Here is a 15,246-nt window from a genome sequence, read left to right as displayed (position 1 = left end):
GGGCACAAGTTCCCGGTGCACCTCTCCCAGTTTTCGGTAGCGCACACCAACACCTCACTGGGGCAAAATCAGTCCTTAAGTTTGGAGTATTTAAACTTGTAGACCCCGCGCATGATGGTGCCATCTAGCCTGCTAATCGGCTTGGCTGAGGTAACCTGCGCCACTAACGCCGCCAAGGCGTTCTTGCGTGCCACCGTGGCAACCGCCTCAGCCTCATCAAGATCCGCGCCCAGGAAATACGTCGCCTTGTGCCCGTAAATCATGGTCTTGCCAAAGGTTCTGCCGACTTTCAAGCCAACCAGCTGGCTGAAATCATCCAAGTATGCCTTTAAGCCGGTTTCCCTGAACTTTAGGAACAGCGGATCGTCTGTCGCGACCACTGCCCCGGCATCCTCCCGACGCATGAAAATATGGATAAGCTGTGGTGGCAATCCAAAGCCGTCGCGTTCAAATCGACGCACCCGCACCGCGCCGTCCGGCGCCTTCCAACCGGTCATCAGTTCAAACTGAGTGCGGCAAGCCGCTTCCACCGCTTTTGCCAAATCCACCAGTTCGCTCGCGTCCTGGCCGAACAGCACCGCCCCGTGACCCTGCATCAAGATAGCCCTAGCCCCGGTTTCACGCAGCGTAGCCAACACGGCCTTATGCAGTTTCCCGGTGGAAGGCAACCCGTAATCCGCAATCGGCAGTGTTGCCGAACCGATGCGTTCTGCCAGTTCAGCTGGGATTTCTACGGGGGCTCCGCCCACGCTGAGAGCCGAAGCGTAGGGCTGGTGGGTGTGGATAATGAACCGCACCTGGGGCAGTTCCCGGTAGATTTCCGTATGCAGCCCGCGCTCCCCGCTCGGCTTCAAATCCCCAGACCACTTGCCCTCAAAGTCGACCTCGACCAGGTCGTCCGGGGTCATCGTCTCATAATCTCGCCCCGAGGGGGTAATGAGATACCGATCATCACCGCTGCGCTGAGACAAGTTGCCCCAGGTACGAGCCACTAAGCCTTCTCGCAGCAGGACACGGGCGGTATCGATAATCACATTTCCGGTTTTATTATCTTGCCCAGTATTCCCGGTCATTTTCTGGTCCTTCCCTCGACACCACGGCTGTCCGCGTCCGCTTATTTCTTTGTTGACGACTTCTTTTCAACCTTTTGGAATACTCGCTCGAAACGGTTTAGCGCCTCGTCGATTAGCTCCGGGGTGTAGGCGGCGGAAGTGTACAGGCGCGAACCGGCCAAAGTAATCAGCCCTTCGGCAGTATAAGCCGCTCCCATGTATTCCATTTCTTTCTTACGTTTCGACGTTTCGCTCAGCACGTGCGGGATATTCCACGGTTTACTCCAGTCAATGGAGAAGTGCATGGTCCCGACCGTCTCTAGGTGGCACACGGATCCTTCGTTCCAAGCCACAAAAGGCAGGTTGTACTGCTTAATCAGGTCCCGCAGCCCATCGGTCAGGCGGTTGCCCATTTCCCCGGCGTATTCACAAGCATTCGTCTCAATAATGCGCTGAATCGTGTGGTAGCCCGCCACACAGCTAATCGGGGTGGCCGCCATCGTGCCGCCAATCAACGCCTTGTGAACCTTGTCTCCGGTCTGAATCCCCGCCGCGAGATACTTCATGTATTCGCGTTTGCCGCCCAAGCCGCCCGCACCGGGATACCCTCCGGCGATGACCTTGCCAAACACCGTCAAATCCGTGTCAATCCCGAACAGCCCCGAAGCGCCCCGGTCTGAAATCCGGAAAGCAGTAACGACCTCGTCAAAAATCAGCAGTGCCCCGTAGCGGCGGCACAGCCGTTCCACTCCCTTGAGGAAAGCCTGGTCGATGGGCCATGTCCCCGACTCCGGCCCGATGGGCTCAATCATGACCGCGGCCGTCCCGCCATGGAGTTTCTTCATGCGCAGCTTGCGCTCCAGGTCGCCCAAGTCTCCCGGCATAAACTCGTCGACGTAGCGGAACATGGTCCAAGGCACCCCGTGGGCTTGGGTGAACTTAGAACCCGGGATTCGGATGCCGTAACCGAGCTGGTCGGACCAGCCGTGATAGGCCCCGCCCATCTTCAGGATGTGCTTCTTTTTGGTAGCCAGACGGGCGACGCGGATTGCCGCCATGCACGCCTCCGTGCCCGAACCCAGCATTCGGAACATATCCACGGTCGGCACGCGTGAGGCGATGAGGTCTGCCAGCTTGTATTCGTACTCGTGAAACAGGCCGGTAGACGGCCCCCCATCATTCAACAGTTTGATGACTTCTTCGCGAACTTCCGGCGGGTTGGAGCCCAGCACGGTCGGGCCGCCGGCCTGCAGGAAATCAAAGTACACGTTGCCGTCGATGTCAGTCAGTTCGTGTCCGCTGGCTTTGGTGATGACCAACGGGAAAGGATGGTTGAACGCCAGATTGTGCTGAACACCGCCGGGAATGCGGTTCTTTGCGGTTTCAATCATGGATTTCGAACCTGAACACTTGGCTTCGAAGTAATCTTGTTCGTAATTACGCAAGGCTCCGTCGCTAATGGAGTAAATTGGTTTCTTGATAAGGTCATCCAGTTGCTTGTTAATGGCGCGAGTACTGGGTTGGTTGATCCGCATTTGATTCTCTCCTCACTGAGCTGAAATCATTGCCCCAATTGTATAACTCTTGAACGAAAGAAAACAGTATGTTGATACTTGCTTACGACGTCGGAACGTCAGGAGTGAAAACTTGTCTGTACCAGGCAGGATCGGAGCTAACCCTGGTGAACTCTCGCTTGGGGACCTATGGCCTGACGATTCTTCCCAACGGGGGTGCCGAACAAGACCCGAACGAATGGTGGGACGCCATCGTCAAAACCACTCGGGAACTTACGCGAGAAAACCCGCAAGAAATGGCGGAGGTCCAAGCCATCAGTTTTTGCTCCCAGATGCAGGCTCTGGTGCTGGTGGATGAGTCTGGGCATCACCTACGTCCCGCCATGAGCTATATGGACCAGCGCGCCGCGGAGCAAAAACGGCGCGGGCTGGAAACCGGCATGAAAATTTCGGGGATGAATGTCAAGAAGTTGTTGTCCAGCCTCTATCGGACCTCCGCAGTTTCCGCTTCCGTCAAGGACCCCATGTGGAAATACCTGTGGGTGCGCGACAACGAGCCCGAGGTCTATGCCAAAGTCCACCAGTGGCTTGACGTCAAAGAATACCTCATTGCCCGCCTGACCGGGAATTTCGTCATGTCCGTAGATTCGGCGTTCGCCACTTTGCTCCTGGACGTACGCAGCAGTCGTCCCGCGTGGGCATCGCGTTTAGCCCGCTCTTTCGGGGTCAATCCGGATCACCTCGCGCCCATCGTCACGTCTGCTACCGCGGTCGGGACGTTGCTTCCAGAAGTTGCTCAAGAGCTTGGCCTGCCGCAAACCACCACCGTTTATGCTGGTGGTGGGGACGCGTCACTAATTGGGGTTGGCGCTGGGGCCTGCGGGGTCAGTGACACCCACGTCTACTGGGGAACTTCAGGATGGGTCTCTACCGTCACCGATAAGCGCGCGGTTGATGTTAATTCCATGATTGCTACCGTTGACGGTGCCGATCCGGGCAAATACAACTACTTCGCCGAGCTAGAAACGGCCGGAAAATGTTTCGAATGGGTTCGCAAACATTTGGCCGAGGACGAGATTGACGTCTATCTGTCTCATAAGGATCAAGCCGCGGACGTGGAAACGAAGTACACCTCGCTTTACGAGTACCTGTCCGAAGTCATTGCGAAAGCTCCCGCTGGTAGCGGCGGCGTGATTTTCACCCCTTGGCTACACGGAAACCGCTGCCCGTTTGAGGACGCCGATGCCCGCGCCATGTTTTTCAACATCTCGCTGGAAACCGGCAAGACCGAAATGCTGCGCTCCGTTATCGAAGGCGTGTGTTTCCATCTGCGCTGGTTCCTGGAAACTGAAGGGAAGAAAATCCAGACTTCCGAGGCGGTACGTTTCGTCGGTGGCGGAGCCCTCTCGCCGGTCACTTCCCAAATCTTGGCTGATGTGCTAGGTCGAACGGTAGAGACGGTAAAGGACCCGCAGAACGTGGGGTCAATCGGAGCCGCCCTTGTCGCCCTAGTGGGGGCACACGAAGTCGACAACCTAGTTCAGGCCGCCCAGCAACTCGTGAAGGTCCAAGATCGTTACCTTCCTAACCCGGAACACCGCGCTGTCTATGACCGCCAATACGAAGTGTTCAAAGGCTTGTATCGCGCCAACCGCAAAGCTTTCAGTCTGCTCAACAGTAACAACCAACCGAAATAACGAAGGATTAGTACCATGACACAGATGGATTCTCCAACCCCACCCGGACAGCCAGACGACTCCACCGATGTTCCCCTGGGGGCACCGCCGTCTAGCGCTGAACAGACAGCCCCGCCCTCTGCCCCGAGCGACCCCGACGCGATTGTGGTCGGCCAAGCTTCGAAAGGCAAAGCTGCCCTCATTCAAGCCATCAAATTTACTTTGCTGTCCATCACCGCCGCCGGTGTCGAGGTCGCCAGCTTCGCGCTGATGGTGTGGGTAAACTCTCTGACGGGGTGGTTCCCATTCTGGGTATCTCAATCGGTTTCCATCGCCCTGTCGGTTATCTACAACTTCACCGTGAACCGCCACTTCACCTTCAAGTCGGCGAATAATGTTCCCATCGCGATGCTCAAGGTCGCCCTGTTCTATGTGTTCTTTATCCCCCTGACGTCCTGGGGCGGGCAGATTCTGTCCAATATGGGGTGGGCGGACTGGCTGTTGAAGGGCATCAGTTTGCTGCTGAACTTCGTCGGCGAGTTCACCTGGTGGAAGTTCGTGGTGTTCCGTGGTTCGGAAAACACGAACGCTCTAGCGGTAAAGCAAGCCGAAAAGAGTCGGCAAAGCAGTATCGCGGAATAATCCCCGTTGGCCAGCGTCTCACGGCTGGGAACTGAAATATGTTTAGCCGTGTTCTGGGCAGCCGCAGTCTCGCCGAGAACGCGTGGTTTGTTGGCGGGCCAGCAGTTCCGCTGCGGTTTTCGGGTAATCGACCTGGGTTAGTGTCAGTCCCAAGGCCGGGGCGACCGGAATCTCCGGGACACGTACTTTGGCGGCCAACGCGCCCGCCAGCCAGGCCGTGTCGCGTTTGGCGCGTCCCACCTCGGTCAGCGCACCCACCAGGGAGCGCACCATAGAGTGGCAAAAAGCGTCTGCGCGCACCCGGATTTCCATGGTTCCCGCCGCGATCCGCCGGGTTTCTAACTGTTGCAAGGTGCGGATGGTGGTGGCGCCCTCACGCGGCTTGCAGAAAGCCGCGAAGTCGTGTTCCCCCAACAGTACTGTGGCGCCCGCGTTCATGGCATCCGGGTCCAGCGGGGTTGGATACCACCAGCACCAGTTGCGCGTCAACGGGTTGCGCGCCGCCACGTCATCGACTATACGGTACACGTAATGCCGCGCTAGAGCGGAAAACCTCGCATCGAAACTATCTGGTACCGCTGTGGCGGCAGTAACTACCAGCGCATCCGCAGCACCGGGAGGATAGGCGAGTGGGGAATCCTCCAGCGGGCTGGTTAGGTTCCCGCTCAGCACCGCCCGCAATACCGCCCCCAGCCGTGGTACCAAAGATTCTGGGGGAACGACGCAGTCCGCCAACTCCGGCACGGTGAAATGAGCCACTTGGCCGGTGGCATGCACCCCGGCATCGGTGCGTCCCGCCACGGTGAGGTCTACCGGTTGGCGAAAAATCACCGCCAGAGCGGACTGGAGGGCGCCTTGTACCGTCGGCAGTCCGGGTTGGGCGGCCCACCCGTGAAACGGCATCCCGTCGTAGCGAATATCCAGGCGTATACGCATTACTTCCCTCCTCAAACCTCTCGACGATGACCGCGCGTCATGCGGACTAAATCCGCGTTCACTCTAGGGCCGCTGGACATATTATCCATCCTTGCCGTTTTGCGGCGAATTTGTGGCGCATCTGATAAAAATCCGGAGGGCCAGGTCCTTGCGAACCCAGCCCTCCGGGAAAGATGAATCAGCTTACTCAGCCTTCTCTTCCGTGGTTTCCTCGGTTTTAGCCTCGGCTTGGTCTTCAGCAGGAGCCGCGGGCTTTTCCTCAGCAGCGTCCTTCGCTTCGGGCTGAGTTTCTTCCGGCTTGGCTTCTTCGGGCTTAGAGGCGGCCTTCTTTGGTGTGGCCGGCTTGGCCTTCTTCTTCTTTTCGACGCCCTCAAGCACCAAAGAGATTTCCGCCAGCGGAGCGTTGTCGCCCTTGCGGTTTCCCACCTTTATGACGCGAGTGTAACCACCCTCACGGTCTTTATCGATGGCAGGAGCGATTTCCTCAAACAACTTGGCGACAGTAGCCTTGTTGTGCAACTTCGACAGCACCTGGCGGCGAGCGTGCAAGTCACCGCGGCGAGCCTTGGTGATGAGCTTCTCAGCCAACGGCTGGAGACGCTTGGCACGAGCTTCGGTGGTGGTCACAGTTTCGTTATCAAACAGGGAGCAGGCCAGGTTCGCGAGCATAATCCGCTCATGAGAGGGGCTACCACCCAAACGGGGGCCTTTCGTGGGCTTAGGCATGATTCTTAATTCTCCTTAATATTGTCTCAAAAGTTAGTTTTCGTCACTGAACTGGGGCATATCTACGCCCTCAAGGGCAGGCATCGGGGTATCTTTCAAAGACATCCCCATCCCAGCCAGTTTTTCCTTGATTTCATCAATGGATTTCTGACCAAAGTTGCGAATATCCAGCAGGTCCGCCTGGGAGCGAGCCACCAGGTCGCCTACCGTGTTGATACCTTCACGGGTCAGGCAGTTCAACGCACGGGAGGTCAAATCCAAGTCCTCGACCGACATGGCCAAATCTTCAGCCAGAGCCGCGTCGTTGCCGGACGGCCCCAATTCGATGCCTTCGGCGTCTTGGTTCAAGTCCCGAGCCAGCCCAAACAGCTCCACCAGGGTCTTGCCCGCGGAAGCCATCGCGTCACGCGGAAGGATAGCTTTCTTGGTTTCCACATCGACAACTAAACGATCGAAGTCAGTGCGCTGTTCCACACGAGTGGCCTCCACTCGGTAGGACACCTTGAGGACTGGGGAATAGATGGAATCGACCGGAATGCGAGAAATCTCGGCTTCCGGATCCTTGTTCTGAGACGCGGAAACGTAGCCGCGGCCGCGTTCCACTGTCAGTTCGATTTCCAGCTTGCCGTCTTTATTCAACGTGGCAATGTGTTGTTCCGGGTTGTGTATCACCACGCCGGCCGGGGGCATAATGTCACCCACGGTGACTTCGCCTTCCCCGGTCTTGCGCAGATACATCACCACGGGCTCATCATTGTCCGAGGACAGAACGATTTCCTTGATGTTCAAAACAATCTGAGTCACGTCCTCTTTCACACCCGGCAGGGTCGTGAATTCGTGCAGAGCCCCCTCAATTTTGATGGAGGTCACTGCCGAACCCGGAATCGAGGACAGTAGGGTGCGACGCAGGGAGTTTCCCAGAGTGTACCCGAAACCCGGTTCCAAAGGCTCAATCGTGAAACGAGAGCGCTGGTCATTAATAACTTCTTCAGTCAGCTTCGGTTGCGCTTGAATAAGCACTGTTGATTTCCTTTCCGGCATCCGCCACCACACCGGTTCAGGCTCCAAATCCTTGGCGAGGGGATTTGAGTATTTTTGTTTGAAAGTAAATTTTCCGAATCCGTTTGAGCCGCCGTTCGTCCCTGGTGAGGTCCGCCAACGGCTCAGCCGGCTCGGACAAGCGCAATCAGACGCGGCGACGCTTCGGAGGGCGGCAGCCGTTGTGAGCCTGAGGAGTTACATCCTGGATGGAACCAACTTCCAGACCGGTAGCAGTCAGGGTACGAATCGCGGTTTCACGACCGGAACCCGGCCCCTTAACAAATACGTCAACCTTCTTCAGGCCGAATTCCTGCGCACGGCGAGCCGCAGCTTCCGCAGCCAGCTGTGCTGCGAAGGGCGTGGACTTACGCGAACCCTTGAAACCGACCTGGCCGGAGGACGACCAAGCAATAACCGCACCAGAAGGATCCGTGATGGACACAATGGTGTTGTTAAAAGTGGATTTGATATAAGCATTGCCTTCGGTAACGTTCTTACGTTCCTTGCGGCGCGATTTAGTGGCTTGAGGCTTACGTGCCATGATTTATCCCCCTTACTTCGCTTTCTTCTTACCGGCAACAGTGCGCTTGGGTCCCTTGCGAGAACGCGCATTAGTCTTGGTGCGCTGGCCGTGTACCGGCAAGCCCGCACGGTGACGACGCCCCTGATAGCAATTGATTTCAATCTTGCGGCGAATATCCGCGGCAACTTCACGACGCAAATCACCCTCGACCTTGTAGTTGGCCTGAATGAAATCGCGCAAGGCAATCAATTCGTCTTCAGTAAGATCCTTGACCCGCGTATCCGGGCTCACGCCGGTCGCTTCCAAGGTTTCCATCGCACGGGTACGTCCAATCCCGTAAATATATGTTAAAGCGATTTCCATGCGCTTTTCGCGCGGCAAATCCACACCTACAAGGCGTGCCATGTGTTTCTCCTGTTTTCTTATTCAGAGGCCGTCACCCTGCCTCCCGCACTTTCAACAGCGCGGCCTCGGCCCCTGATACCGAGGGCTACGGCTCTCGTGACACCTGAGACTTCAGGTGAGACGACCAGCCGCTGGCGGGTGCTTGACCCAAACCGGGTCATGCGCCGAGAGCGACGCGTCGGGACTTAGCCCTGACGCTGCTTGTGGCGCGGGTTTTCGCAAATCACCATCACGCGACCGTGCCGGCGAATCACCTTGCACTTATCGCAGATGGCTTTAACGCTGGGGTTAACCTTCATCATTTCCTCCGAGTTAGGCCAGTTTATTTGTAGCGATATACTATACGGCCTCGAGTGAGGTCGTAAGGACTCAACTCGACTACCACACGATCCTCCGGCAGGATACGGATGTAATGCTGGCGCATTTTACCTGAAATATGCGCCAAAACCACATGTTCATTGGCCAGTTGCACCCGGAACATCGCATTAGGCAAGGCCTCTACTACTGTACCTTCGACCTCGATGACTCCGTCTTTTTTCCCCATAGGGCTAACCAATCCTCCGCAAAATGTCTTTTGGATCATCAGAATCCGTCATTAAGCAGGCACCCCCGCCGTCAGACAGTCCAAAAGGTAATCCTAAACCTTTTTTCCACCAAACGCCAAATTTACCGAACTCCGCCGCTGCACTTGCAAACCAGCCAACTCGAGCGGGCAAAATGCAGAAACATCCTGCTGGGGCTACTTCAGACCCTGGCGGCGCAACCGCTGTCGCGTGGTTTCCAGGTTGCCGGCCAAGGCCGCGGTCCGCAGCCGTGCCGCCCGTGCCTGGCGCTGGGGGTCACGGGCATTAATCATAGAAGTGCCAATTTGCCAGCCGGCATAAATCAGCAGCAGTTGGGCAACAAATATCAACAGGAACGAGACTGCCGGAGGGGGAAGCAGCGGGAACAGGAGCCCAGAAAAAGGAACCTTGTAACGCAGGGTACCGCGCACCATATCCAGCGTTACCGTTTCGTCACTGGCCTCCGCTTGGGGGTTGTCAAACTTCACACTGAACTGCATTTCGTCGCCGGAGCCCATGACTTCGCTGACTCGTGCAATCTTATATTTCACCGCTTCGCTCGGCTGATAGACAATGATTTCATCGGGGTTGAGCTGTTGGGCTCCCTGCTGGCGCAGCTTTTGGAACAGCAACAAATCCGATTGGGATATGGTCGGATTCATCGAATCGTCGGGAATAGTCGTGGCGACGTAACCTTGGGTTCGGGGAATCACGGTAGTCATTATGAAAGCCACGCCCACCAGGATGAGGATGACCCAGCCAATCATGAAAAAGATGGCATTACGCAAAGGGTGCTGAGACTGTTTGTTCAGCAACGAAACAATGCGGTTAGTCTGCATACTCATGTGTGTGGGCTCACCTCCCTAGGCGTACTGGTATTTTACCTGCTATTGGCTTGTTCGTGCGGTCCTTCAACGAGCCTTCTTTGACTTCTTAGAAAAAAGCTTGGAAAAGAATCCCTGTTTGGCCGGTTCGGCCTCGGCTGGGCCGTCTTGCCCACCAGCGGCGAACAGTTCCTCATCAGCTCCTGGCGCGGCCTCCGAACTCATGGTCGGTTCCCATTCGGGGAATCCCTCTTGCATAGCTTCGGGAATGTCGCCTTGAACTTGGGGAATCTCGAAAGGCAGTTCCTCCTCGCCAGCGTCATGCTCAGCCCCGTCGGCTTGGGCCAGCATATCCTCAGCGTTTTCGCCCAGATATGGCAGGTCAGCTGCATTAGGTTCGCTCTCTTCGTTTTCCGAAACGGTATCATTCCCGGTCAGTTCGTCTGACGTGGTTGCGGACGCTGCAAAGGAAACTTCGGACTCTAAGTCCGCAACCAAGTCGACTTCTTCGGGATTGGCCGCATCCGAACCTTGTGGAGAATCCGGTTCGGGCTCCTCCATCCCAATGGCCTCGCTGCCAGGCAAAGCTGTTTCCTCTGTAGTTTGGAGGTCTTGGGGCCGTTCGACGGGGATTTCGTCCGCAGGTTCGACCTGATTTGTAGTGTCAGTACCGGCGGGTTCCTCTATCGTCTGGTCAAGACCGGGTTCCTCGGTTGTCTCAAGTTCCGCCGACTCAAGTTCAGGTTCCAGATCCTCCAACTCACCCAAGTCCAAATCCACCAAGTCAACGTCAGTTTCGGTGAAATCCTCCCCTATCTGGGCTGCCGACAAATCGGGAACTTGCTCAGGCAGTTCTTCGGGGAGTTCCTCAGGAAGTTCCGCGAGCAAATCAGTTTCCGGAATATCTGCCAGTTCCAGGTCCTCGACCAGGGGTTCCTCGGAAAGTTCGGGGCTGGCCTCATCCACCGGCTCCACGGAGTCGGAATCTTGTAGGGTCAACTCGGTTTCCAGCTGCGGCTCGTTGATTTCCGTTTCCTCCAGCAGTGCGGCTGCCGGCAGTTCCTCGGCGACTTCCGCGTCTTCGGGCAGCTCGGTTTGCTCAAGATTGGCCTCAAGTTCAGTTTCAGCGGATACCTCAGCCGGTGTCTCATCTGACGTGGCCGCGGGCTGGTCCGGCTCCAATGGGAGAACTTCCACGGATTCCTCCGGGGCAACCTCCCAATGCGCCACTTCACCTTCGACGTCGCCGACAAACAGTTCGTCGTCATTGCCTTCAGACTCCAGCACGTCGTCGTCATAGACGCGCTGACCCACCAAGTCTTCTGCGGCGGAAATTTCCGCGGCGAGGGTTTGTTCGGTCGATTCGCCCTCCGCTGGCTCTATGGGGAGCTCCTCAGGCAACTGTTCGGGCAGCTCCTCGGAAATCTCTTCCGGCAACTGTGCAAGCAAGTCCTCCGGCAGTTCCTCAGCCAAATCCTGGGGCAACTGTTCGGGCAGTACCTCGGGAAGCTCTATTTCCTCGGCGTCAATGGCGGCAAGTTCTTCGTGCTCAGACCAAAGCTCGGCAGCCTCCGGTGTGCCTTCCGGGGCCTCACTCTCAGGCAACTCCTGGTCAGGGACAGGCGCATCCGTGTCCGCAGCAGGTTCGGCAGGAGCCATAGGCTCCCCGAGCAGTGGTAAGACTTCCTCAGGTACCTCAGTTTCAGGAGTGGCCGCCTCAGGAGCATGAGTCAGAGGCACGCCGACTTCCGGAGCCAGGGGCCCCGCTGCGTCTGCTGGAGCCAGGGCAGTTTCTGCCCGGGTCGTCTCGCTGGATTCCCAGTCGGCAGGAGGGGCAGGGGCTGCTTCCGGAACAGTCTCCGGTTCAGATTCCACCGGAATTTCAGGTGCCGTTTCCGACTGCGGCGGCGTCGCCTGCTCAGCCGGGGATGGGGTCGTGGCCGCCCGCGAGGCCGCGATGATATCCAGACCAGGAATCTCGGCTGCCGCCGGGTCGTTAGCCAGCGGCAACGGACGGCGTGACCCTGTTTCTAGAGCCTCGATGGCGCAATCCGCGATGGCTTTCCAGTCAAAACCAGCCTTGGCAAGTTCGGAGGTTTCGACCTCAGGCAAGGGAGTATTGGGAATCGACTGGTCAGTGCGCGCGGAACGCACGTGGCTGGCCAGTTCATCTAACAGTTCAGGCACGCTGGGCAACTGGGACGGCAAGGAAACCCCGTTCGTGTAGATGTAACCGGGATTATGCTTGCGCACTTTGGCCCGCAAGCGCTCCACATCCTCGCGGCCCTGAGCCGTCAGAGTCGGGGGACGATACCCATCGTCTTCGGGAACAAACCGGGAAAACCGTTGCCCTCCCATGCCGAAACGAGAGGGGGTTGCGGGGTTGCTGCTTTCAGCCACGTTCTATTCTCCTTGCCATTCACAGTGCCGGACGGCACAGCTCTAATTATTCTATATTAGGCTCCCTAGGCGAAACCGAAATCCAGCACTAAAACTTGCCACTTTAAAAGTGTTATTAGCCCAAACTGCCGGTAATCCGAAGCTAAGAAAAAGTAAAACTACAGAAAAGCCTCAACCACGGGGTGCGATTGCCCGCGGTGAAAGACCGAAGGGAGCCAACCCGGCTCGTCCTCCGTCCGGAGCCGTCAAAACCCACACTCCGCCGGGCAGAACCGCGACTGTGTGCTCAAAGTGGGCCGCTCTGGACCCGTCTACAGTCACTGCCGTCCAACCATCGGACAGTTCCTTGGTGACGGAACCGCCACGGGTCAGCATAGGTTCTATGGCCAGCACCATGCCCGGTTTGATCTTTGGACCGCGGGAACGGGTGGAATAGTTCAACACATCGGGAGCCTGGTGCATGGCGGTACCGATACCGTGACCCACGTACTCCTCTACAATGCCGGCCTCCCAACCATAACGAAGCGTGTCTTCCGCCACGACTTTCTCAACAGCATCACCAATTTCACCCAGGTGCTTGGCGTTTGCCAGGGCGGCTATCGCTGACCACAAGGCGCGTTCGGTCGTGGAAAGCAACTGCAAATCTTCGGGACGAGCATGTGCTTCACCGCCGCAAATCATTGAAAATGCGGCGTCGCCGTGCCATTGGCGCGAAGCGTTGTCCACGATATAGGCACCGCAGTCAAAGCTCACCAAGTCGCCAAACTGCAACACCCGATTGCCTGGAATCCCGTGGACAACCTGTTCGTTAATCGAAATACAGACCGTGGCGGGAAAACCGTCGTAACCCAAGAAGTTGGACTTCGCGCCCATACGTTTGATGACAGCAGCGCTGATTTGATCCAGTTCCCCGGTGGTGATGCCCGGCTCACAAGCCTCACGTAGAGCCTGGTGAATCGCGACTACCACCATTCCGGCACGGCGCATTTTCAGGATTTGATTGGTGGACTTAATCTCAATGCGCCGGTCTTGGACTGACACCGAGCTATTTCCCTTCGATTTCTTCCATCACCGTAAGCAAACGCTGAGCAATCTCAGAAATGGTGCCCTCCCCATCGACCTTGCGCAACACGCCTTCCTGTTCATAAAAGTCCAGCAAGGGCCGGGTGGCTGTGAAAAAAACCTCGAGGCGGTGCTCAATGACTTCAGGAGTGTCGTCGGTACGGCCTTCGATTTCGGCGCGCTTCAACAGCCGCCGCTCAACTTCCTCGGCGCTGACATCCAGATAAATCGCCGCGTCCACCCGCTCGTTGGTCTCAGCCAATACCGCTTTGAGCACCTTAGCCTGGGGAATGGAGCGAGGATAGCCGTCAAGCAGAAAGCCCGCCGTGGCATCGGTCTGACTGATGCGCTCGCAGACAATCCGGTCCGTGACCGAATCAGGAACAAACTCGCCCTTGTCGATATAAGACTCGATGAGCTTGCCCAGTTCAGTTTTTTCCGCCTTGTGTTTACGGAAAATATCTCCGGTAGAAATCCAAGGGATATTAAAGTGTGCGGCGATTTCTTTGGCGTGGGTCCCTTTACCCGCGCCGGGAGGACCCATAATCACCAAATTTTTCGTCATGCCATAAATCCTTCGTAGTGGTGCTGATGCAGTTGGGCGTTGATGTCCTTCACCGTTTGCAGGCCAACGCCAACAATAATCAGAATTGTAGTACCACCGAACGGCAATTGGGGCACGTTCATAGCGACCATCGCAATCTGGGGAACCAAAGCCACAATGGTCAAGTAAACCGCACCGGCCGTAGTGATTCGGGTCATCACATAGTGCAGGTAGTCGGCCGTGGGACGTCCCGCGCGCAGACCGGGAACGAAGCCGCCGTACTTCTTCATGTTGTCCGCGACTTCCTCAGGGTTGAAAGTAATCGAGGTATAAAAGAACGCGAAAGCGAAAGTCAGCAAGCCGTAAACGACCAGGTAGAACCAGGAGCTGGAACGGAAGTTCATGCTAATCCACTGAATCCACTTGGCATTTTGGTCGCCAAACTGAGCCAACATCATCGGCAGGGACAGAATCGAAGAGGCGAAGATGACCGGAATAACGCCGGACATATTAATCTTCAGCGGAATGTAGGTGGTAGTTCCGCCATACATTCGGCGTCCCACCATGCGCTTGGCGTACTGCACCGGGATACGGCGCATGGACTGCTCCACATAGACCACAGCCAAGGTCACCAGCAGAATCAGGGCTATAATCGCCAAGAACTTTTGGATACCGCCGTTACCACCGGCAATGGCGAACAGTTTTCGCGGCAAGTTGGCGATGATAGAGGTGAAAATCAGGATGGACATACCGTTGCCGACACCTTTTTCGGTAATCAACTCACCCATCCACATAATCAAGCCGGTAGCGGCTGTCATCACCAGAATCTGGAGGACGAAAATCCAAGCGGAATCCGAGGGAATAATCTTTGTATTCGAGGCCCGGCCGAACAGCGTGCCGGTGCGCGCCGCGGTGATGATGGAAGTCGATTGCAGCACACCCAAGGCAATAGTCAGGTAACGCGTGTACTGGGTCAACTTCGCTTGACCGGTCTGACCTTCCTTGTGCAAGTCCTCAAAACGAGGAATAACTACGCGCAGCAACTGAATAATAATCGAAGCCGTAATGTAAGGCATGATGCCCAGAGCAAACACAGAGAGCTGCAGCAAAGCGCCGCCGGAAAACATATTCACCAAGTCGAGCAGTGACCCGTTGTTCTGAACATCAGCAATGACCGACTTTAACGCGGCATAGTCAACACCCGGCAGAGGGATAAACGAACCCCAGCGGAACAGAGCCATGATAAAGAAGGTGAACAACAGCTTCTTACGGAGATCAGGCGTTTTGAAAGCCTGAATAAAAGCGGTAAACAAGTGTCCTCCAAAGTTTTTCGGCACG

16 protein-coding genes are annotated in these 15,246 nt (G+C 56.6%); 2 read left to right on the top strand and 14 right to left on the bottom strand.

Annotated elements, in window-relative coordinates:
- Positions 1-68: 68 nt before the first annotated feature.
- A complete protein-coding gene (locus Q0X47_RS02090) occupies positions 69-1,073 on the bottom strand; it encodes a class II aldolase/adducin family protein (RefSeq protein ID WP_297722274.1) in 1,005 nt (334 codons plus the stop codon).
- A gap of 41 nt (positions 1,074-1,114) precedes the next feature.
- Positions 1,115-2,587: an aspartate aminotransferase family protein gene (locus tag Q0X47_RS02085; RefSeq protein ID WP_297722271.1), complete on the bottom strand. Its 1,473-nt coding sequence runs from the start codon at positions 2,585-2,587 to the stop codon at positions 1,115-1,117.
- A 68-nt stretch (positions 2,588-2,655) separates the two neighbouring features.
- Here Q0X47_RS02085 and Q0X47_RS02080 point away from each other — a divergent pair, with 68 nt between their 5' ends.
- Together Q0X47_RS02080 and Q0X47_RS02075 are read left to right on the top strand one after the other, a co-directional pair.
- On the top strand, positions 2,656-4,263 hold the full coding sequence (locus Q0X47_RS02080; protein WP_297722268.1) for an FGGY-family carbohydrate kinase: 1,608 nt from the start codon (positions 2,656-2,658) through the stop codon (positions 4,261-4,263).
- Between the two features lie 15 nt (positions 4,264-4,278).
- Complete coding sequence (locus Q0X47_RS02075; RefSeq protein WP_297722265.1) at positions 4,279-4,884, top strand: GtrA family protein; 606 nt, start codon at positions 4,279-4,281, stop codon at positions 4,882-4,884.
- 42 nt (positions 4,885-4,926) lie between these two features.
- Here the strand turns inward: Q0X47_RS02075 and truA are convergent, their stop codons facing one another.
- From truA to secY, 12 genes are all read right to left on the bottom strand, one after another.
- Positions 4,927-5,820, bottom strand: a complete 894-nt coding sequence (truA, locus tag Q0X47_RS02070) for a tRNA pseudouridine(38-40) synthase TruA (RefSeq protein ID WP_297722262.1) — start codon at positions 5,818-5,820, stop codon at positions 4,927-4,929.
- Positions 5,821-6,003: 183 nt separating this feature from the next.
- A complete protein-coding gene (gene rplQ / locus Q0X47_RS02065) occupies positions 6,004-6,546 on the bottom strand; it encodes a 50S ribosomal protein L17 (protein WP_297722258.1) in 543 nt (180 codons plus the stop codon).
- 33 nt (positions 6,547-6,579) lie between these two features.
- Positions 6,580-7,566 carry a DNA-directed RNA polymerase subunit alpha gene (locus Q0X47_RS02060; RefSeq protein WP_297722255.1) on the bottom strand — a complete coding sequence of 329 codons (987 nt, stop codon included), beginning with the start codon at positions 7,564-7,566 and terminating at the stop codon, positions 6,580-6,582.
- 166 nt (positions 7,567-7,732) lie between these two features.
- Positions 7,733-8,128 carry a 30S ribosomal protein S11 gene (gene rpsK / locus Q0X47_RS02055; protein WP_297722252.1) on the bottom strand — a complete coding sequence of 132 codons (396 nt, stop codon included), beginning with the start codon at positions 8,126-8,128 and terminating at the stop codon, positions 7,733-7,735.
- Positions 8,129-8,140: 12 nt separating this feature from the next.
- A complete protein-coding gene (rpsM, locus tag Q0X47_RS02050; protein WP_296183165.1) occupies positions 8,141-8,515 on the bottom strand; it encodes a 30S ribosomal protein S13 in 375 nt (124 codons plus the stop codon).
- Between the two features lie 185 nt (positions 8,516-8,700).
- Positions 8,701-8,814, bottom strand: a complete 114-nt coding sequence (gene rpmJ, locus Q0X47_RS02045) for a 50S ribosomal protein L36 (protein ID WP_038272979.1) — start codon at positions 8,812-8,814, stop codon at positions 8,701-8,703.
- Between the two features lie 23 nt (positions 8,815-8,837).
- On the bottom strand, positions 8,838-9,059 hold the full coding sequence (infA, locus tag Q0X47_RS02040) for a translation initiation factor IF-1 (RefSeq protein WP_036324108.1): 222 nt from the start codon (positions 9,057-9,059) through the stop codon (positions 8,838-8,840).
- Between the two features lie 195 nt (positions 9,060-9,254).
- Positions 9,255-9,923, bottom strand: coding sequence for a S26 family signal peptidase (locus Q0X47_RS02035; RefSeq protein ID WP_297722247.1), 669 nt, complete (start codon positions 9,921-9,923; stop codon positions 9,255-9,257).
- A 66-nt stretch (positions 9,924-9,989) separates the two neighbouring features.
- Complete coding sequence (locus Q0X47_RS02030; RefSeq protein ID WP_297722244.1) at positions 9,990-12,302, bottom strand: hypothetical protein; 2,313 nt, start codon at positions 12,300-12,302, stop codon at positions 9,990-9,992.
- Positions 12,303-12,473: 171 nt separating this feature from the next.
- Positions 12,474-13,343 carry a type I methionyl aminopeptidase gene (gene map / locus Q0X47_RS02025; protein ID WP_297722241.1) on the bottom strand — a complete coding sequence of 290 codons (870 nt, stop codon included), beginning with the start codon at positions 13,341-13,343 and terminating at the stop codon, positions 12,474-12,476.
- 4 nt (positions 13,344-13,347) lie between these two features.
- Entirely contained in the window at positions 13,348-13,929 is a 582-nt protein-coding gene (locus Q0X47_RS02020) for an adenylate kinase (protein ID WP_297722238.1), read from the bottom strand.
- Positions 13,926-15,221: a preprotein translocase subunit SecY gene (gene secY, locus Q0X47_RS02015; protein ID WP_297722235.1), complete on the bottom strand. Its 1,296-nt coding sequence runs from the start codon at positions 15,219-15,221 to the stop codon at positions 13,926-13,928. The genes Q0X47_RS02020 and secY overlap by 4 nt, the downstream gene beginning before the upstream one ends.
- Positions 15,222-15,246: the final 25 nt, after the last annotated feature.

Origin of the sequence: uncultured Mobiluncus sp. (genome assembly GCF_947254095.1) — a bacterium.
Classification (GTDB): domain Bacteria; phylum Actinomycetota; class Actinomycetes; order Actinomycetales; family Actinomycetaceae; genus Mobiluncus.
This window is presented reverse-complemented; position numbering and strand designations above follow the sequence as displayed.